Raw genomic sequence first — 17,591 nt, 5'->3', positions numbered from 1 at the left:
CCGTAATCCTTCCTCATCGCGGCGCTTCGAACTCGACCTGGGCCGCGCTGAGCGGGATCCCAAGCCTCCGTAGATGTTCGACTGCCTGCATAGTGTGGCCTCGTTCAGGCCGGTAATGGCCACTGGAGTCGGTGAGCAGCTGCAGCACTCCGGCGGTGACGACAAGCTCTCCGGCGGCGGAGACTGGAGCTCCAGCGAGGAAGCTCGAATGGTGGAAACGGCCGGCTGAATGTTCGAGCGAGGCGTAGAGGTTTCCGTGCTGGTCCATTACGAAGATTGCTTGCCCACCGCCGCTCCACACCGTCTGGCCTGCGCTTGTGTCGAACAGTTCCCCGTTTGCCGTGTACAGGAGACCATTTCGGATTTCGAGGCGCAGCGCTCGCCGCCCGTTCTCATCGAGGTATGCGACGTGAGAAGGCGGCGTCAGCCAGACCTGATTGCCGGGGATGTGTTCGCCATCATACTGATGACTCATGCTCTGCGTTTGGAACGGAGGCCCTGGGCGATAGGCCCTGGCATCGAATTCGTTGTCCACCTGCGGGGCAGCGGGGGGCGCAATCGGTGGCCGAAACTCGGCAGCGTGGTGTGTTGTGGGTGGCGGCGGGGTGCTCGGTGTCGGCGGCGGGGCCGGGGGGTTCGCCACAGGTTCGCGCGGGGGGAGACCGAGGATTCTTCGCCACAGCGGTCGTCGGCCACCGGTGCGCGATGGGTGGTTGGGATTCGGGGCACCCCACCCATGAGGGTCGTGCGGTGTTTGCGTAGCCGAATGGGGTGCGGTGCTGTCAACCGGTCCCGGGGCCTGACTCATCGGCGTCGATGTCGGGATTGTGTGCCGCGGGGGCGGGTTCGATTCGGGGGCACGGAAGTCTGGGCGTGGCGGAGGCGGGAGCCGTCGACCGTTATCGGGTACTGCGTGACCAGTGTCGTGTCGAGTGTTCGGCAACGAAGCCGGGGCGGTGGGCCGAGACGGCACGGGCTCTGTGGTGCCAGGAGCCGGATTGCTGAGCCAAGGTGGCGGCGGCGGGGTGAAGGTGGCGCGATCTACAGCAGCGCTGAGCTGCTGGAGATCAGCGGGGGACACATGATCGCTGGTCGGGTCTATACCGAGCTGGTCGCGTAGCTGGGCGGTCAATGCGGACAGGTCGACGTCCGGATGCGTTGTGCCGGGCAATCCCGAGCTGTCGACCTGCATGCGCATGTCCGCGTCGGCCGGGTTGGTCACCGGGACGAGATCGACCATCATCCAATCGCCGTTGGCGAGTTGGAGACCGCCGTTGAAATGCAGGTCGACGGCGAACTGGGCGCGTTGCAGCAAGGCGGCTACAGCGGCGGGGTCGAGGTTCGCCGCGCCGGTGAGGTGGATCCCGATCCGCATGACGGAGACGGGTGCGCCGAGTGCGGTGGTGTACCGGCCCCAGGTGAAACGTCGGCGACCGCTGGGGTCGGTGACTGGCTGCACGCCTCCGTCTGGCCGGCGGGTGCGGAGGTTGTCGCGGGCGCTACGCGATCGGTTCGCGTTCTGTACCTGCTGGGGTGTCGGTGCGACGGATGCGGGCGGGGGTGGGGTAGCGCTGCTATCAGGCGAGTTCGGCGTGGCTCCGGGGGTATTCGGCAACCCGGTGGTCGGTACGGGTTGGGGCGCTGCCGCCGGTGAGTTTGTGGGAGTTGTTGTGGTGCTTGGAATTTCGTCCGACAGGGCGGCTACTGCTCGAAGCTGCCCTCCGTCGGCCAGGTTCCCGTCGCTCGGAAGCGGGCCTCCGCCCACGACGCTGCCGATGCCGCCAGACTGTCGGTCGGGTGAAAGCTGTACGGGTTCTTGATGATTGACAACTGCTGGGTGGTGGTTGGGTTCTCCGTTTGTTCGAGCGCCGTCACCTGCATCTCGTACTGGACCGTGTTCGGGTCCTCTGAGATCTGCAGGAGGCTGATCCGGTGAAGCGGGGGATACACCTGGCCGCCCGGTATCGGGCGTCCCGTCTCGATCGCTTGGTCGAACTCCTCGCCGATCATCTTCGGTGGCAGGCTGCGGTGCGCCGTGATCACTCCGGTCTGCTTGTTCAGAACGTAGTTCCCCAGGCCCAGCCCCAACCCCTGCTCGAGTTCCCGGTCCGTCAGTATCGCTCGACCGACCCAGCCATGTCTGGTCTCCATCATCATGAACTCCCGGTCCGGGCCGAACCATCGCGCCAGCGACTGTCTGGCCTGATCCTCCGTGAGAATTGGTTCCGCCATGCGGGTTTCCTCCGTTGGGATTGATGGGTGTGAAGTCGAGAGTCACCGATGCATCGACCATCCAGGACGGGGGAACGTCGGAGGTCATGCCCGATTGCGGATCCCACCACACGGGGCCGGTGGCACCCGGTGGGTAGACGATCACTGTCGCATGGGACCCGTCGATTACTGGGGATCCGTCGGCGTTGTAGACGAAGTTGCCGTACTTGTCTTGCGCGTGCCAGCTGTTGACAACCAGCGCGGATGAACCGGGACCGAGTGCCGCGATGTGATCGTGCACCGCCTGGTACTGCTCTGCGATTGATATTCCGCCGAAGTGGAGCAGCCCTGCGCCGAGCCATTGCGCAGCCCTTCCGAGCCCTGAGGCTTCACCGCTTTCGGTGTCAGGGGTCCCATCCGGCTTCTTGTCGTTGTGGCGAGGGGCGGCTACCTGCGGTCGGCCGTAGAACGACGACAGCGCAGACAGCGAACAGTCCAAGCAGTTGTTGCGGCGTCCTCGAACCGTCGGGCCACCGTCATTGATGGACCCACCGTAGGAATTGGTGCGTGGATCAGCGCCGATCGTGAATTCGTTGCCGTTTCGAAGATGGTCTTCGACGTCGGTTTGGAATTGTGCTTGCTCAACCGGCGCCAGGTGGTGCGGCCCGAATGCGCGGAGGTCGGAGGGGTTGGTGAAACGGGCCGGTGTGTTGGCTCGGGCGATGTCGTTGCTGATGGCTCGGAGGTCGTTTTCGCTCAGCGGCTGGTCTGGCTTGCCGGGCGGCAGACCCATGTGATCGCGCAGGTCGTTGGCGAGGTCGAATCGGTGCTGTTGGGTGTTCAGGCGTAGGTCGGCGGGGTTCGTTGTGAACTCGATGTCGACGAGGAGCCGGTCGCCGCCGGGGAGTTCCTGATTGTGGTTGAAGGTGGCGTCGATCGCGGCTTGCGCGTATTCGATCTCCTGGTGCAGCTCGGCCGGGGTCATGAGGTGCGCGTTGGGGATGTAGGCGCGGATGGTGGCGACCGAGACCCATTGGCCGCCAACTTGGAAGCGGCGGATGCGGTAGGCAGGCGGGCGTGACTGGGGCGGGTTCCTGTTGGTGTCGACGGTGGTGGTCCGGCCGTCCTGCGAAGGCAGGTTGCGGAGTGAGTCGCGGAGTGGGCGTGCGTTGGGGCTGTGGCCCGGGTCCGGGTTCTGATCCGTTGTGGGAGTGGGTACCGGAGTTGGCGTGGTCGCTTGCGTTGGGGTTGTAGCAGGGGTGGTCGGCTGCTCTGTCGGAGTTGTTTTCGGCGTCGTGGAGTTGGGTGTTGTTGTGGCGGGTCCGGCCGCTGGTGGGGTGGGGTTCGAGGATTGCGGTGGTGTGGGGCTGGTGTCGAGATCCTGCTGGTTGGTCGGTGTGCCGGGCGGGTTCGGTGTGGTTGCGGGGGTGTTCGGCTGGGAAGCGGGCGTCGTCGGGGTGGACTGGGGAGATGTCGGGGTGCTGGAGGTCGACCTGGGTGACGACGGTGCGGAGGTGGCGGTCGGGCTCTGGGGGATCGGTGGTTTCGGTGTGGAGGTCGGCGTGGTGGGTGGCGGCGTCGTTGGAGTGGTTGCGGGCGTGGGAGTTCCGGTTTGCGATACCGGCGTTGCGGTGGTGGCAGCGGCGGTCGACGTGTCGGGGGAAGTCGGCCGGGTGGTGTCTGCGGGCGCGGTTTGGGCGGTCGCGGGGTTCGACGGAGTTGTGGTGGGGCTGATGCCGGGGGTGGTCGCGGCGGGGTTTGATGTGGCCGGTTGGGTGTCCGGTGTCGTGGTGACGGGTGGCGTGGCCGGTGTCGTGGGAGTGACGGGCGGTGTCGCCGGGGTCGTCGTGGGGGCCGACTCTGGCTGGGTGACGCCGTTCGGTGTGGTCGAGGTCGGATCCTGTTGCGCGGGAGGGGTATTCGCCGGATCAGGGTCGGTCACCGGGCTCTGTGCGGGCAGGTCCAGTGGGGTGTTGGTGGGTGACGGCGTGCTGTCGCCTGGGGTAGGCGTATCGGGTGTCGCGCCGTTCGTCGGGTTGGACGGCGGTGCGTTGTCGCCAGCGGAGGGAGTGGCGTTCGTCGGAGTGGTGTCGCCGGTTGGGGGAGTGGCGTTTGTGGGAGTGGTGTCGCCGGTGGGAGGAATGCCGTTGGTCGGCGCGGCGTCAGCAGGCGGCGCTGTGGCGGGAGTGATCGGGGCTGCCGAGGGGGTATCTGCGGGCGCCGGGGTTTGGGTCGGCCCGCTGTTTTCCGGGCTGGATGGTGTGGCGTCGCCTGTGCTCGGGGTAGCCGGTGACCCGGCGTTGTCCGGGTTCGGCGTCGGTGAGGCGTTCCCGGTATCCGGGGCGCCGTTGCTGTTCGGGCTGGCAGGCGAAGAGTCGGCGGGTGAGGGAGTTCCGTTCGCGCCGTTGTCATTCGGGCTCGCGGTGGCGGGATCGCCGGTCGCGGTGTTCTGGGGAGAGGTTGCTCCGTCGGTGGGCGAACTCGGGTCGCCCGTTGAGGCGGGGGTGGTCGGTTCGCTGTTGCTCGGGGCGGCGGGAGTGTCGGGGGTGCCGTTGTCGGTTCCGGTCGGGGGCTGGTCGCTGGAAGGTGCGTCGGTCGAGGCGGGGGTGGTCGCGCCGGGGGCTTCTGTACCCAACTCGGGAACTGTTGGAGCCGTGGCATTTCCACCGTTGGCACCGGATTCGAGAGTGCTCTGGATGCCGCCCGCGCCCGCGCTGGTGAAGGTGTCCAGGCCGATGTCGAGGTTGAATTCCTGGCCGAGGAAGGCCGCGCCGACGCCTGCTGCCGCGACTTGGGCCGACAGGTCGGCGCCGAGTTCGGTGACCGTGCCGCCGACCACTTTGCCCGCGAGTTTGCCTGTGGTGGAGGACGCGAGGTCGCCCAGCGCACCGGTGCCGCCGCCGAGGACGCCGCCGACCGCGCCACCGACGGCTCCGCCGAAGGTGGCCAGGCCCAGGTCGGTCAGGCCGAACTTCTGCCATGAGCGGTCGCCGTTGTAGACCTGGATGAGGCGGGCGGACAGGTCGGTGCCGCCCTCTTCGAGTGCTTCGAACACGGCGCCGCGCAGGGCCAATCGGGCGGCCGCCTTCGCCGCGCCACGGGTCAGCATGCGGGCGATCAGCTGTCTGATCGCGACCCGCACCGCCACCTGTGCGGCAACCCGGGCGGCGACACCGGCGACGGCGCCGATGCCGGTCCACGCGGTCAAACCCGCGGCGAGAAGTTCCACCGCCGTGACGATCATCGTCCCGATGATCACGAGCTTGGTGTGCTCGATGTCGTTGGCGCCGTCGTTGAGGAGCTCTGCCTGTTTCTCGCACCATGTGCGGACGGCGGTGAGTGTCGCCTCGTCGCCGACCAGCATTTTGTCGCGGAAAGCCGCGATGGCGGTGTGGGTTTCGCCTTCCGACAACGCGGTGAGTGCGGCGTTCAGCGCGACCGCGGCGTTGTCGTCGACGGTGTTCAGGGTTTGCGCCATCGTGGTCCACGCGTCGGCGACCCGGCGCATCGCCGTCTCGTCGCCCTCTGGCCAATCACCGGCGCCGAGAATGTATTTCGCGACCCACTGCAGCTCGTCGGGGATCTCGATGCCCATTTACTGTGCGCTCGCCGCCGCGTTGATGTCCCCGGCGCCGGCGGTGTCCTGGGTCTGTAGCGCGTCGGCGATGGTGACCATGTTCTCGCCGGTCTGGGTCATGACCGTGGCCAAGCCGGTGACGGCCTTCTGGCCCGGTTCAACGCCGGGCGTGTAGTTCTTGGCGAAGGCCTCGCCGATCTCGTCATTGCCCCAGCACTCGCCCTCTGCCGCGATCACTGCGGCCAGCGCCTGGGCACCGGTGGTGATCGTTGCCGCGACGGAGTCGAACGACGGCTTCGTCCCGCGCAGCGCCTCGGGGTCGATGTTCAGTGAGCTCATCGCAGGTAGCCGCGGCTGCGGAAGTAGTCGCCTTCTTCGTCATCGGTGTCCTCGACGAGGCGGCGCGGTTCGGCGACCGGTTCCGGCTCAGGAGGCGGGGGCGGGGTGAGCTGGGCGATCAGATCTTTCATGCTGGGAGCGCCCGGAATCAGGTCGGGCAGGTCGGGCATACCAGAGGTCAGTGGTGCCAGTGCCTGTTCCTGCACGCGCGCGGCCTCGGCAGTCATACTCGCGATGGCCTCGGTGACCGATCGGCCGAGCGATTCCGGTGTGGCGCGTTTGAATGCCTCCGGCGCGATGTGGACCTCCGAGACCCCGGTGACCGTGCCGGAAACACGCACCAGATTGTCCGCCGACCACACGCTTACGGGCTCGGTGGCCCGCGACTGCGCGTCGAGTAGTGCCGACTTCTCGGCCGTGAACGAGTCGAGCATCGAATCGATCTGCGCGCGCAATGCGTCGTTGGCAGCCCGCGTCGGCGCCGACCAGTCGTTCATGAACCCTCGATCCGATAGGAAGCACGTCAGGTTATTGGACGCGCCGACCCCGTCGCAGGTTGCACGGTGTGATGCAGATCATCGCCACCTCGAAACCTCCCATGCTGAAACGGCTCCGGCCACAGCGACCGTCCGGCAACTCCTCCGCAGGGTGGGCGTATCTTGCTCGCCATGGCGGATGGCACCCCGAATACCCCGCACGACAAATACTTTCGTGAGGTCATGTCGGACCGCGCGAATGCTGTCAGCGAGCTGCGCACTGTCGTGCCCGCAGCGCTGGTCGACGAACTCGACTGGGGCACCCTGCGAGCCCAATCGGGCAGTCTGGTCTCGGCGGAGCTGCAGTCCCGCTTCACCGACATCCTGTACCGGGTCGACCTGGCCGGTAGTCCCGCCTACGTGTTCGTGTTGATCGAGCACCAGAGCCGCAGCGATCCGCTGATGGCGTTCCGCCTGCTGGAGTATGTGGTGCTGATCTGGGGACGCCACCTCAAAGACAACCCGAAGCACACGCGGTTGCCCGCGGTGATCCCGTTGGTCGTGCACGCCGGGACCAATCATCGTCGGTGGAGTGCCCCACTGGACCTGGCCGACCTGATCGATGTCGATACCTCCACCCGCGGTCACCTCGGTGCGCTGCTGCCGCGGTTCCGGTATCTGCTCGACGATCTGCATGCGGTCGATGTGGAGGCATTGTTGGCGCGTCCGCTGGTGCCGGAGGTGATGATCATGTTGGTGTTGTTGAAAGCGGCACCGACCCATAAGAAGCTCGACACGGTCATGTCGCAGCTGGAACCTCAGTTGAAAGCGGTGGCGGATCAGCCGGGCGGTGCGGGGGTGTTGTACCTGGTCATGGCGTATGCGTTGGCCGCGGGGGATACTTGCGTTGCGGATCTGCAACCATTGGCTGACCGTTTGGGGCCGCGAGGGAAGGAGGCTTTGATGACTGGTGCTGATCGACTCCGCGCCGAAGGGCGCGTCGAAGGGCGCGCCGAGGGTGAGGTGCGTGGGCAGGCGAAGGTGTTGATTCGTCAGCTCACCAGGAAGTTCGGCATTCCTTCCGCGGAGGTGGCCGATACTGTCCGGTCGGCGAGTATTGCGCAGCTGGAGTTGTGGACCGATCGGATTTTGACAGCCACGACCCTCGACGAGGTTTTCGCGCCCTAACGTTCGGGGTCAGTGGGCGGGGGAGCCCACGATGATGCTGCCGACGTTGCATTCCTCGAGTTCGTCGATGCCGGTGGCGGTGGCGAAGGCGGTGGTGTCGCTGAAGCCCTGGGCGACGACGCCGAGGCGCATGGCGGTGGCGGTCAGGTAGACGGTCTGCATGAAGACGCCGACGTGCTTGAGGATGTTGGCGTAGGCGACCTGTTCGTAGCTCCACATGACGCGGCCCGCGCGGGCCGAGACCAGCAGCAGGACTTGGGGTTCCGCGCCGCCGGCCAGGGTGGCCGAGGTGGATTTCAGCAGCTTCTGGACGGCGGGGGTGTCGGCCGCGGCGACCAGGCGCAGGGCGTGGTCGGTGGAGTCGTAGTGGTACATGCCGTTGTCGAGACCCGCGACATTGCGGATGACCGGGTAGACCTCGAGTTCGTAGGCGCCGCCGCCGGAGGGGTAGGGGCGGGAGCCGTCCTCGCGGGTGCGGGCGCTGCGGAACAGCAGCTCGCCCAGCTGGGCGGCGGTGATCGGTGCCGCGTCGTCGAACGCGCGGGTCGAGACGCGGTCCTCGAGTGCGGCGGTGAGGGTGGGGTCGGCGTCGCGCAGACCGGCGAGGTCGGGGCGGGCCAGGGCGATCGGGGCTGCCGCGAACGGCGTACGGCGGGCGGGCAATTCGGGGAATCGGCCGTCGGCCCAGCGGGTCGGGCCGAAGTCGTCCCAGGTCACCGTGCGGGCGCCGAGGGTGCTGCGGCGGTGGAACCACAGGTCGGGGGCGTTCCAGGAACGGGTGGCGAACTCGTGCTCCTCCTCGTCACCGTCGACGAGGAACCCGCACCACTGCAGATCGGCCATGAACTGCGACTTCACCGCGGCGGGCACCGGCGAATCGGCGGCCATCGGGCCGTCGAGCAGAGCGAGCAGCCGCGGGTCGTGGATGCGCAGATCGCACCACGCCCGCGGATGCTCGAGCACGAAACCCTGGGCATCGCGGTGCAGTACGGCGAATTTCGACAGCGTCGCCGCCCAGGTCGGCAGAGCGACCTCCGGACGCGGCGCGGGCTCGGCGAAGGGGCGAATGCTGTAGAGATCGCGGCCGCCATCGCGCACCGTCACCGCCAGCCAGCCGCCGTCGGTGAGCTTGCGCATCAGCCCGGTGATGTCGTCACCGGCGGCGGCGGTCGACATCTCGGCCGCCGTCGCCGGGCCCTGGTTGAGCGTCTTGAGCGCCTGCAGCGCACCGGCGCCGAGACCCGTCAGCTTCACATTGCGCGGCGGGTTCAGCAGCACCGCTCCCGCGGGGGTGGTGAGGCAGGTGACGCCGGCGCGCAGGGCGAATCGGGTCTGGGCGGGGTACGTGGAGGCGAGCACAGCGAGTTCCTTGCCGGGGTCGAACGTCGGTGAGGTGGGGGCTATTTCGCCGCTGCGGCGAAGGCGGGCCCCAGCTTGTCCAGGATGTAGGGCACCGACAGCGCGGAGGGCTGGTTGATGGCGCTGATCTCCTGGGTGGTCAGGAACACGACCGAACCCTTGCGCACCGACGGCAGCTCGCTGTAGCCGGGCAGCTGGCGGTACTTCTCGTCCAGGCCAGGGGAGTAGCCGGCCAGCAGCAGGTCGGCGGTCAGCTCGTCGACACGCTCCGGCGAGAGCGCGAGGCGGCCCTGGGTGGCCGGCTGCGCGGTGAGGTTGGCCGGAATGCCCATGCCGAGCTGGGTGAAGACCTTGGCCGAACCGTCGTTGGGGTCGGTCAGCACCATCAGCTGCGCCGGGCTGGCCAGCCAGGTGCTGGCGAAGGTCTTGCCCTCGAGGCCCGGGTTGGCGGCGAGGATCGCCGCGAGCTTGTCGTCGACCTTCTTGATCACCGCGGTCGCGTCGGATTCCTTGTGCAGCACCTTGCCCAGCGCGGTGACCTGGTCCTGCCAGGGGGCGACGGCGTCCTTGGTCAGCGCGGGCAGTGTCGGCGCGATCTTGGACAGCTCGTCGTAGGTCTTCTGGTCGCCGATGAACGGGTCGGCCAGGATCAGGTCCGGTTCCAGCGCGGCGACCTGCTCGGCGATATTGCCGGTGGTGTTGAGCGCCTTGCCCGACTGCAGGCTCTCGGGCTGCCACGGCGGGGTGCTCTTGGACACCGCGGACACGTTGTCGATGTAGCCGACGGGGACCACGCCCAGCGCCAGCGAGGTGTCGAGCCACTGGTTACCCAGGGTGACGATCTTCTTCGGCGTGCCGGTCACGGTGGTCTCGCCGCGCGCGTGGGTGATGGTCACCGGCTCGCCCGAGCCCGCGGCATCGTCGGTGGAACCGCAGGCGGCGACGCCGAAGGCGAGCGCGCCGGCGAGCGCGGCCACCGCCACGCGCCGCCAACCGCGCGAAGTCCGAACAGACGTCATCGTTGCATCCTCCTGCACCAGTTCAGCGTAAGTCAGCCTAGGCTAACCTACATCGGTTTCGGAGGGGGAATCATCCCTAAAGAGTGACCCGCTGATCCTGCGGCATGAACAGTTTGTCGGTGTCCTTCACGTCGAAGGTCGAGTAGAACTCGGCGATATTGCGGACGACCTGATTGCAGCGGAACTCGTTGGGGGAGTGCGTGTCCTGCAAACCCTGCAGGGTCGCCTCCTCGGTCTGCTTGTCGCGCCACTGTCGCGCCCAGGAGAAGAACATGCTCCGGAAATCGGGCTGCTCGCCGGAGCGCTGCGCGACCTTCAGATACGCCGCCAGCGCGATCTGCAGGCCGCGCAGGTCGGCCAGGTTCTCGCCGACGGTGAGCGCGCCGTTCACATGCTGACCCTCGGGTGCGCCCTCGGGGACCAGCACGTCGTACTGGTCGATGATCTGCTGGGTCTTGGCGTCGAAGGCGGCGCGGTCCTCGGGGGTCCACCAGTCGCGGCGGTTGCCGTCACCGTCGTACTTGGAGCCCTGGTCGTCGAAGCCGTGCCCGATCTCGTGGCCGATGGTCGAACCGACCGCGCCGTAGTTGACCGCGTCCTGGGCGTCCTTGTCGAAGAACGGCGGCTGCAGGTAGGCGGCGGGGAAGACGATCTGGTTGGCGGTCGCGCTGTAGTAGGCGTTCACCGTTTGCGGCGACATGCCCCACTCCGACTTGTCCACCTCGGTGCCAAGACGGGCGAACGCGCGCTTGGACTCGAAGGTGTTGATGGCCAGCAGGGATTCGATCAACTTGCCGCGGGTGATCTGCACCGAGGAATAGTCGACCCACTTGTCGGGGTAGCCGATCTGGGTGACGATCTTGTCGAGCTTGGCGATCGAGGCCTCGCGGGTCGGCTGCGACATCCAGGTCGAGTTGGTGAAGTTGTCGCGGTAGGCGGCGAACAGGTCGTCGACCATCACGAGCGCGCGTTCCTTGGCCGCGGGCGGGAAGTGCTTGTCCACGTACAGCTTTCCCAGCGGTTCGCCGAGATTGTCGTCGACCACGCCCACCGCGGAGCGCCACATCTCCGGCTTCTCCTCCAGCCCGGCCATCAACTTGCCGAAGAAATCGAAGCGGGCATCGGCGATGGCCTTGGGCAGGAAGCGCGCGTAGGCGTTGGCCACGTGCAGCTTGAGGTAGTCGCGCCACTGGGCGATGTCGACCTCGCTCCACAGTTGCGCGGCCGCGGTGATGAACGACGGCTGACCCACCACCATCTTGTCGAACAGCGACTTGGGCCGGTCGGTCATGCCCGCCAGCCACGGATCCCAGTCGAACTGCGGGCCGAGCGCGGTCAGTTCCTGCCAGCTCATCAGATTGTAGGTGGCGTCGGTGTTGCGCAGGCGCACGCTGTCCCAGTGCGCGGCGGCGATCCGCTTCTCCAGGTCGAGCATCCGCTGCGCAGCCCCGGCGGGGTCGGGCAGGCCGATTCCCTTGGACAGTTGCTCGAGGTAGATCTGGTAGCCGGCGAGCTGCGCCGCGAACTCGGGCTTGCGGTAGTACTGCTCGCCCAGGGTGAGCCCGGCCTGGCTGACGCTGGGGATATAGGCCTTGGAGTTCTTGCGGTCGATGCTGATGCCCATGCCGATCAGCCCGGCGATGGGCGCCTCGGCCATGATCTTCGCCAGTTCCGGCTTGCCCGCGGCCTGGTCGATCGCGGTGAACAGGCCGGTCAGCGGGGTGATGCCGAGGCGTTCGAGCTCGTCGAGGTCCAGCCTGGCGTCGTAGAGATCCTTGATCTGCTGGGCCTCTGACCCCTGCTCCGGGGCCTTGATGCCCTCGATGATCGCGCGCAGCTGCTCGAGCGTGCGGTCGTTGGCGTCGGTGATCGCGCCGACCGAGGCCTTGTCCGGCGGCAGCTGGTAGTCGCGCAGCCAGGCGCCGTTGACGTGGCGGTACAGGTCGTCCTGCGGCCGGATCGCCGGGTCGCCGCCGCCCAGGTCCACGCCGGTGAGCTGCACTTCGGGGATGTCGGACGTGCACGAGGCCAACGCGGCCGCCACGGGCACCAGGCCCATGGCGATCAGGAATGCGCGGCGATCCACGACCGACGGACGACGACCGGACGATGTCACTAGGTTCCTTCCCCGATGCGGCAGCCGCACCCCTGCTCGTTGCGATCCAGCCCGCCCAGGCTACCGGCGGGTGGACGGATCGGTGGGGGTAGCGGTGAGCCCGGCCCGTTTTCCGGGCCGGGTCGAGCGTCGGGTCAGTCCGAGGAGATGCCAGCGCTGCCGTGCGGGACGGCGAGGGTGACCCCTGATTTGGGTCGACCTGGGGATTCACCTACACTAGACCGGTTGCCTGCGGGAGCTCTGCGTCCGCAATCCGGCAGTGAACCCCCAGTGGTAGGTATTTCCGCTGGCAGGCGCGCGTCCGGTGGGTGACTGACCATGTGCGTCGGGTCGGCAATCCGGCGTACGTATACATCCAGGTCCAGGAGGTGCTGAAGTGATTCAGCAGGAGTCGCGACTGCGCGTCGCCGACAACACCGGGGCGAAGGAAATCCTTTGCATCCGCGTGCTCGGTGGCTCGTCGCGTCGCTATGCCGGTATCGGTGACATCATCGTCGCCACCGTGAAGGACGCCATCCCCGGCGCGAACGTCAAGAAGGGCGACGTCGTCAAGGCTGTCGTCGTGCGCACCGTCAAGGAGCGCCGCCGTCCGGACGGTTCCTACATCAAGTTCGACGAGAACGCTGCCGTGCTGATCAAGCCGGACAACGATCCTCGCGGCACCCGCATCTTCGGCCCGGTCGGCCGTGAGCTGCGCGACAAGCGCTTCATGAAGATCGTTTCGCTGGCCCCGGAGGTGCTCTGACCATGAAGGTGCACAAGGGTGACACCGTCCTCGTCATCTCGGGCAAGGACAAGGGCGCCAAGGGCAAGGTCATCCAGGCCTACCCGGCGACCGGCAAGGTTCTCGTCGAAGGCGTGAACCGCATCAAGAAGCACGTCGCGGATTCCGCGAACCAGCGTGGCGCCTCCTCGGGTGGCATCGTGACCCAGGAAGCCCCCATCCAGGTTTCCAACGTGATGGTCGTCGACTCCGACGGTAACCCGACTCGCGTCGGCTACCGCACCGACGAAGAGACCGGCAAGCGGGTTCGGATCTCCCGTAAGAACGGGAAGGACATCTGACATGACCACCTCTGAGCAGACTCAGCCCCGGCTGAAGGCGCGCTACCGCGCCGAGATCAAGGACGCGCTGAACAGCGAGTTCGAGTACGCCAACGTGATGCAGATCCCGGGCGTCGTCAAGGTCGTCGTCAACATGGGTGTCGGTGACGCCGCCCGCGACGCGAAGCTGATCAACGGTGCCATCAAGGACCTCGAGCTGATCACCGGCCAGAAGCCGGAGGTCCGCAAGGCCACCAAGTCGATCGCGCAGTTCAAGCTCCGTGAGGGCATGCCGATCGGCGCGAAGGTCACCCTCCGTGGCGACCGCATGTGGGAGTTCCTGGACCGTCTGGTCTCCATCGCGCTGCCGCGTATCCGCGACTTCCGCGGTCTGTCGCCGAAGCAGTTCGACGGCAACGGCAACTACACGTTCGGCCTGAGCGAGCAGTCGATGTTCCACGAGATCGACGTGGATTCCATCGACCGCCCGCGCGGTATGGACATCACCGTGGTGACCACGGCGACCAACAACGAAGAAGGCCGCGCGCTGCTGAAGCACCTCGGCTTCCCGTTCAAGGAGAACTGAGCATGGCTAAGAAAGCACTGCGCATCAAGGCCGAGGCCAAGCCGAAGTTCGCGGTCCGCGCCTACACCCGCTGCCAGCGTTGCGGCCGCCCCCACGCGGTGTACCGCAAGTTCGGCCTGTGCCGCGTGTGCCTGCGCGAGATGGCCCACCGTGGCGAGCTCCCTGGCGTGCACAAGAGCTCCTGGTGAGCCCGCGCTCCTCGTGAGCGCAGCCGCCTAGGCGAATAACGAACGAAGGCACGGACTTCCGCGAGGGAGTCCGTGCCTTCGCGCGTTTCGGGAAGATGGGTGAAATATTTGGATTTCACTCTTGTCGATGGCGTCTGTCGTGTTCTCTTGGCGCATGAAGAAGATCGCTACTGTCGCCGTTCTGTCGTGTGCGCTGCTGTCGGCGCCCGCCGTCGCCTCCGCCGCTCCTGTCGCGCCCGCACCGGTCGCCGAATCCGGGTCCTCGCAAGGCGGCACCGGTTCGTCGAAGGGTGGGTCGGGGTCGTCGGAGACGGCGTTGATCTGTTCGCCGGTGGCGCAGTTGTTGTTCGCCACGGGCAGTGTCGAGAAGCCGCCGCTGTATGACCTGCTCTGCCTGCTGAGCTGAGCATGAGGGTTGGTGCCACAGCAACTGGGGGCGTGCTCGGCGCGCAGGTGGTCGGGCACAGTGGAGCGATGAAGAAGCTCGCTGTGTCCTCTGCCCTCGCTCTGTTCCTCCTCGCCCCCGCCGTCAGCGCGACCACCGCGCAGGCCAACGAGCCGGTCGCGGGCAGTGGGTCGTCGAGCCTGGACGTTCTGTGCAGCCCGGTCGGTGGCCTGCTCGTCGCCGCGGGCAGTGCCGAGAATCCCTACGGCCCGCTGCTCACCGGGGTGTGCGTCAGCCGCTGACGGTCAGGGGAACGGGGATCGGTCGATGCCACAGCGCAGGTCCTGCGGTGGCAGTTGGCCGGTGAACAGGTAGTCACGCTTGGTGTGCTCGGCACAGGTGCTGGGCACATACATGCTGCTGTGGCCCGCGCCCTCTACGACGACCACCCGCGCGCGTGCCAGCTGAGCGGCGCCCGCGTAGGCGCCGCGCAAGGGTGTCGCCGGGTCGTATCTGCTGTTCAGGACGAGGATCGGGGCGGCCGTCTCGCGATTCCACGGGCCGGTGTAGCGGTCGGCGTCCTGGACGGGCCAGAAGGCGCACGGGGTGGCGTTGAAGACGGCGGTGCGGCCGAAATAGGGGACGCGCAGGTCTTCGACAGCGCCGGCCCGGCTGTAGACGGCGGGGTCGGTCGGGACGGCGCTGTCGGTGCACTGGATCGAATAGAACGCCTCGATCCGGTTGCCTGGGTGTTCTTTCGCGAAGACCGCGTCGTGTGTCACGGCCGGGAGCAGCGAGGTGCCGGCGTCGAAGAGTTGCTGGAGCAGCAGCGCCAGGTCGGCGTAGGTATCCGGGCGCGCGAGGCTGCCCGCGGCGGCCACGATCTGCCCGTAGGTCCACGGGGTGCCGTCGACCACGATGGGGGCGAGCCGCGCGCGTTCGGCGAGCGCGATCCACTTGAGTTTCGGGTCTCCCGCCGAGAACGCGCAGTCCGGACCAGCGGCCGAACAGTCGCCCAGGAAGGCATCGAAGGTCTCGGCGATGGCATCGGCCACGCCCTGCCTGGTATCGAGCGGCAGGTCGGCGCCGTGCCCCTCCACATTGCCCTGGAAGTCCAGTGACCCGTCCAGCGTCATCGCCCGCACCCGGCTGGGGAACATGTTGGCGTAGACCGCGCCGACCTGGGTGCCGTAGGAGATGCCGTGATAGGTCAGCGCCGCATCGCCCACCGCGCGTCGCAGCAAGTCCAGGTCACGGGCGGTATTCGCGGTCGAGGCGTGTGCCAGGATAGGGCCCGCGGACGCGCCGCAGCGCGCGGCGATATCGGCCGAGCGGGCGAAGAACTCCGGTTCGTCGCCGGGACCCGCCGGGGTGCCCGGGAAGGTCGCGAAGTAGGCCTCTTGCTCGTCGGCCGAGGGGAAACAGCTGGTCGGAGCGCTGCGCGAGACCGAACGCGGATCCCACGACACCAGGTCGAACCGGGCCCGCAGTTCCTCGGAGAACAACCACGGCCACCGCGCCCGCTCGCGCAGCCGGTCGACGCCCGACGGTCCGGGCCCGCCGAAGTTCACGAACAGGGTGCCGATCCGGCGACCGGGATCGGTCGCGGGCAGCTTGATCACCGCCAGCTCGATCTGTTCGCCCTGCGGGCTGTGATAGTCCAGCGGTACCCGCGCCCACGTGCAGGAGAAGCCGTCTTCGCAGTCCGACCACTGCAACGTCGGCGTGCTCGCGGCTTCGGCGAGCTGATCGACATACGGATCGGCCGCGCCGGCGGGGGAGGGGACGGTGAGAGCGCCGATGCCGAGCAGAACAGCGAGAACGCGGGTCCAGCCGCGGCGAGTTCCACGGCGCCGAGCGGGCGAATACAACTGCCGAGCCTCCTGCGCAGATCGGGCGAACCTCGCGAAGCTATCACATGCTTAATCTGGGAAACTAGTTGGTGCCGAACGGAATTCGCCCTGTCAGCCCAGTTCGCCCGCCGCCGTGACCCTGTTCCGTGCCATCCGTTCCTGAATTTATTTCGAATTGTTCGGTTAACGCGGAGTTAAGTATTGCGGCGAACTCTGTGTTTCTCCCGATAATTTCCGCGCCGAGGTGGCCGGTACGCCACTCCGTCGCTACTGTCGGGCTTGTTGCGCGGAAATGTGGCGCAACCGGGTGTCGACGATGATCCCTAATTCCAGGACAACGGAGGAAGTGGGATTGTGACGATAACCACAGAGAAAACCGCGCGTGACCTGGCCCACCGTCCCGCCTACCGGGGGATGCCGACCGGCGCCATGCCGATGGTCGCCTTTCTTTCGGTATTGGCCGGATTTATCGGTGCTGCCGCCTACACGCATTCCGCCGGATATTTCGTGACATTCATGACCGGAAATACCGAGCGTGCCGTCCTCGGCTGGTTCGACAATGACGTGGTCCTGGCGACCGGCGCCATCACACTGCTCTTCTCGTTCGGTCTCGGCGTGTTCGTCGCCTCGCTGCTGCGCAGGCGCGTGTGGCGCGACAGCCGCTACGGCGCGGCCGTGGTGACCACCGCCGCCCTGGCCGTCGCCGCCGTCGTCGACTGGATCCTCGACCGCACGGGCGGACAGGAGGTGGGGTTCATTCCCATCGCCTTCGTCGCGTTCGCGGTCGGCGCGCTCAACACCGCCTTCGTCAAGAACGGCGAGACCAGCGTTCCGCTGAGCTACGCCACCGGGACGGTGGTGAAGCTGAGTCAGGGCATCGAAAGCCATGTCAGCGGCGGCAGTGCCCGTGATTGGCTCGGCTACGGGCTGCAGTACGGATCCTTCGCCGTCGGCGCGTTCCTCGGCGGCGTGCTGAGCATGCTGGTCGGCGGCGAGATGATGCTGATCGTGGCCACCGTCGTCTCGGCCGTGGCGATCCTGCTCACAGCCAAGGCCGCGCCCGAGCCCCAGATTTTGTCCTGACCACGGCATTGCCTACACTAGAGCGGTTGCCTGGGCACCACTGTGTCCGCTGGCGCCACGCGTAGGCGGACGGTCCAGGCACCGAGAGCTCGTAACGAGAACTCATCCGGTCGGTAAGTGCCGTCCGGACCAGCCGAATTGTTGTAGGCCCACGGTCACCTCGTGAA

The 17,591-nt window shown here is 67.1% G+C and carries 15 protein-coding genes; 8 read left to right on the top strand and 7 right to left on the bottom strand.

Translation table 11 applies throughout. From position 1 onward, the window contains the following. Nucleotides 1–13: 13 nt before the first annotated feature. From ACWF82_RS14695 to ACWF82_RS14685, 3 genes are read right to left on the bottom strand one after another with little or no spacing between them, the layout of a single operon-like run. Nucleotides 14–5,806, bottom strand: coding sequence for a toxin glutamine deamidase domain-containing protein (locus tag ACWF82_RS14695; protein ID WP_452501383.1), 5,793 nt, complete (start codon nt 5,804–5,806; stop codon nt 14–16). Next, nucleotides 5,807–6,127, bottom strand: a complete 321-nt coding sequence (locus ACWF82_RS14690) for a hypothetical protein (RefSeq protein WP_452501381.1) — start codon at nt 6,125–6,127, stop codon at nt 5,807–5,809. Further along, the gene (locus ACWF82_RS14685) at nt 6,124–6,624 is read right to left on the bottom strand and encodes a YbaB/EbfC family nucleoid-associated protein (protein ID WP_452501379.1); all 501 of its coding nucleotides are present in this window, start codon (nt 6,622–6,624) and stop codon (nt 6,124–6,126) included. The genes ACWF82_RS14690 and ACWF82_RS14685 overlap by 4 nt, the downstream gene beginning before the upstream one ends. Nucleotides 6,625–6,795: 171 nt before the next feature. Here ACWF82_RS14685 and ACWF82_RS14680 point away from each other — a divergent pair, with 171 nt between their 5' ends. After that, complete coding sequence (locus ACWF82_RS14680; protein WP_452501377.1) at nt 6,796–7,791, top strand: Rpn family recombination-promoting nuclease/putative transposase; 996 nt, start codon at nt 6,796–6,798, stop codon at nt 7,789–7,791. A 9-nt stretch (nt 7,792–7,800) separates the two neighbouring features. On the opposite strand, the gene ACWF82_RS14675 is transcribed toward ACWF82_RS14680, so the two are convergent. From ACWF82_RS14675 to ACWF82_RS14665, 3 genes are all read right to left on the bottom strand, one after another. Next, nucleotides 7,801–9,150, bottom strand: a complete 1,350-nt coding sequence (locus ACWF82_RS14675; protein WP_452501375.1) for a SagB family peptide dehydrogenase — start codon at nt 9,148–9,150, stop codon at nt 7,801–7,803. A gap of 41 nt (nt 9,151–9,191) precedes the next feature. After that, complete coding sequence (locus ACWF82_RS14670) at nt 9,192–10,169, bottom strand: ABC transporter substrate-binding protein (protein ID WP_452501373.1); 978 nt, start codon at nt 10,167–10,169, stop codon at nt 9,192–9,194. A gap of 76 nt (nt 10,170–10,245) precedes the next feature. Further along, nucleotides 10,246–12,285 carry a M13 family metallopeptidase gene (locus ACWF82_RS14665; protein WP_452501371.1) on the bottom strand — a complete coding sequence of 680 codons (2,040 nt, stop codon included), beginning with the start codon at nt 12,283–12,285 and terminating at the stop codon, nt 10,246–10,248. A 376-nt stretch (nt 12,286–12,661) separates the two neighbouring features. Between ACWF82_RS14665 and rplN the strand changes: the two genes are divergently transcribed. The 6 genes from rplN (at nt 12,662) to ACWF82_RS14635 (ending at nt 14,790) form a co-directional block, all read left to right on the top strand. Next, nucleotides 12,662–13,030 (top strand): 50S ribosomal protein L14, encoded by a 369-nt coding sequence (gene rplN, locus ACWF82_RS14660; RefSeq protein ID WP_043647623.1) that lies wholly within the window; start codon nt 12,662–12,664, stop codon nt 13,028–13,030. 2 nt (nt 13,031–13,032) lie between these two features. Then, entirely contained in the window at nt 13,033–13,350 is a 318-nt protein-coding gene (gene rplX, locus ACWF82_RS14655) for a 50S ribosomal protein L24 (RefSeq protein ID WP_019045061.1), read from the top strand. 1 nt (nt 13,351) lies between these two features. Further along, the gene (gene rplE, locus ACWF82_RS14650) at nt 13,352–13,915 is read left to right on the top strand and encodes a 50S ribosomal protein L5 (protein WP_019045062.1); all 564 of its coding nucleotides are present in this window, start codon (nt 13,352–13,354) and stop codon (nt 13,913–13,915) included. A 2-nt stretch (nt 13,916–13,917) separates the two neighbouring features. After that, complete coding sequence (locus ACWF82_RS14645; protein ID WP_040731429.1) at nt 13,918–14,103, top strand: type Z 30S ribosomal protein S14; 186 nt, start codon at nt 13,918–13,920, stop codon at nt 14,101–14,103. A 154-nt stretch (nt 14,104–14,257) separates the two neighbouring features. Continuing rightward, on the top strand, nt 14,258–14,509 hold the full coding sequence (locus ACWF82_RS14640) for a hypothetical protein (RefSeq protein ID WP_452501370.1): 252 nt from the start codon (nt 14,258–14,260) through the stop codon (nt 14,507–14,509). 68 nt (nt 14,510–14,577) lie between these two features. Continuing rightward, a complete protein-coding gene (locus tag ACWF82_RS14635; protein WP_452501369.1) occupies nt 14,578–14,790 on the top strand; it encodes a hypothetical protein in 213 nt (70 codons plus the stop codon). A gap of 3 nt (nt 14,791–14,793) precedes the next feature. Here ACWF82_RS14635 and ACWF82_RS14630 read toward each other — a convergent pair whose 3' ends face one another. Next, nucleotides 14,794–16,359 (bottom strand): alpha/beta hydrolase, encoded by a 1,566-nt coding sequence (locus tag ACWF82_RS14630; RefSeq protein ID WP_452501367.1) that lies wholly within the window; start codon nt 16,357–16,359, stop codon nt 14,794–14,796. Nucleotides 16,360–16,755: 396 nt separating this feature from the next. Between ACWF82_RS14630 and ACWF82_RS14625 the strand changes: the two genes are divergently transcribed. Continuing rightward, the gene (locus ACWF82_RS14625) at nt 16,756–17,424 is read left to right on the top strand and encodes a YoaK family protein (protein WP_452501432.1); all 669 of its coding nucleotides are present in this window, start codon (nt 16,756–16,758) and stop codon (nt 17,422–17,424) included. The last annotated feature ends 167 nt before the right edge of the window (nt 17,425–17,591 follow it).

This window comes from Nocardia sp. NPDC055053 (assembly GCF_053608285.1).
This window is presented reverse-complemented; position numbering and strand designations above follow the sequence as displayed.

Bases quoted from the DNA above. Each gene is read 5' to 3' on its own strand.
- ACWF82_RS14695 (WP_452501383.1), bottom strand. From the start codon at position 5,806: ATGGGCATCGAGATCCCCGACGAGCTGCAGTGGGTCGCGAAATACATT.
- ACWF82_RS14690 (WP_452501381.1), bottom strand. From the start codon at position 6,127: ATGAGCTCACTGAACATCGACCCCGAGGCGCTGCGCGGGACGAAGCCG.
- ACWF82_RS14685 (WP_452501379.1), bottom strand. From the start codon at position 6,624: ATGAACGACTGGTCGGCGCCGACGCGGGCTGCCAACGACGCATTGCGC.
- ACWF82_RS14680 (WP_452501377.1), top strand. From the start codon at position 6,796: ATGGCGGATGGCACCCCGAATACCCCGCACGACAAATACTTTCGTGAG.
- ACWF82_RS14670 (WP_452501373.1), bottom strand. From the start codon at position 10,169: ATGACGTCTGTTCGGACTTCGCGCGGTTGGCGGCGCGTGGCGGTGGCC.
- rplX (WP_019045061.1), top strand. From the start codon at position 13,033: ATGAAGGTGCACAAGGGTGACACCGTCCTCGTCATCTCGGGCAAGGAC.
- rplE (WP_019045062.1), top strand. From the start codon at position 13,352: ATGACCACCTCTGAGCAGACTCAGCCCCGGCTGAAGGCGCGCTACCGC.
- ACWF82_RS14645 (WP_040731429.1), top strand. From the start codon at position 13,918: ATGGCTAAGAAAGCACTGCGCATCAAGGCCGAGGCCAAGCCGAAGTTC.
- ACWF82_RS14640 (WP_452501370.1), top strand. From the start codon at position 14,258: ATGAAGAAGATCGCTACTGTCGCCGTTCTGTCGTGTGCGCTGCTGTCG.
- ACWF82_RS14635 (WP_452501369.1), top strand. From the start codon at position 14,578: ATGAAGAAGCTCGCTGTGTCCTCTGCCCTCGCTCTGTTCCTCCTCGCC.
- ACWF82_RS14625 (WP_452501432.1), top strand. From the start codon at position 16,756: ATGCCGACCGGCGCCATGCCGATGGTCGCCTTTCTTTCGGTATTGGCC.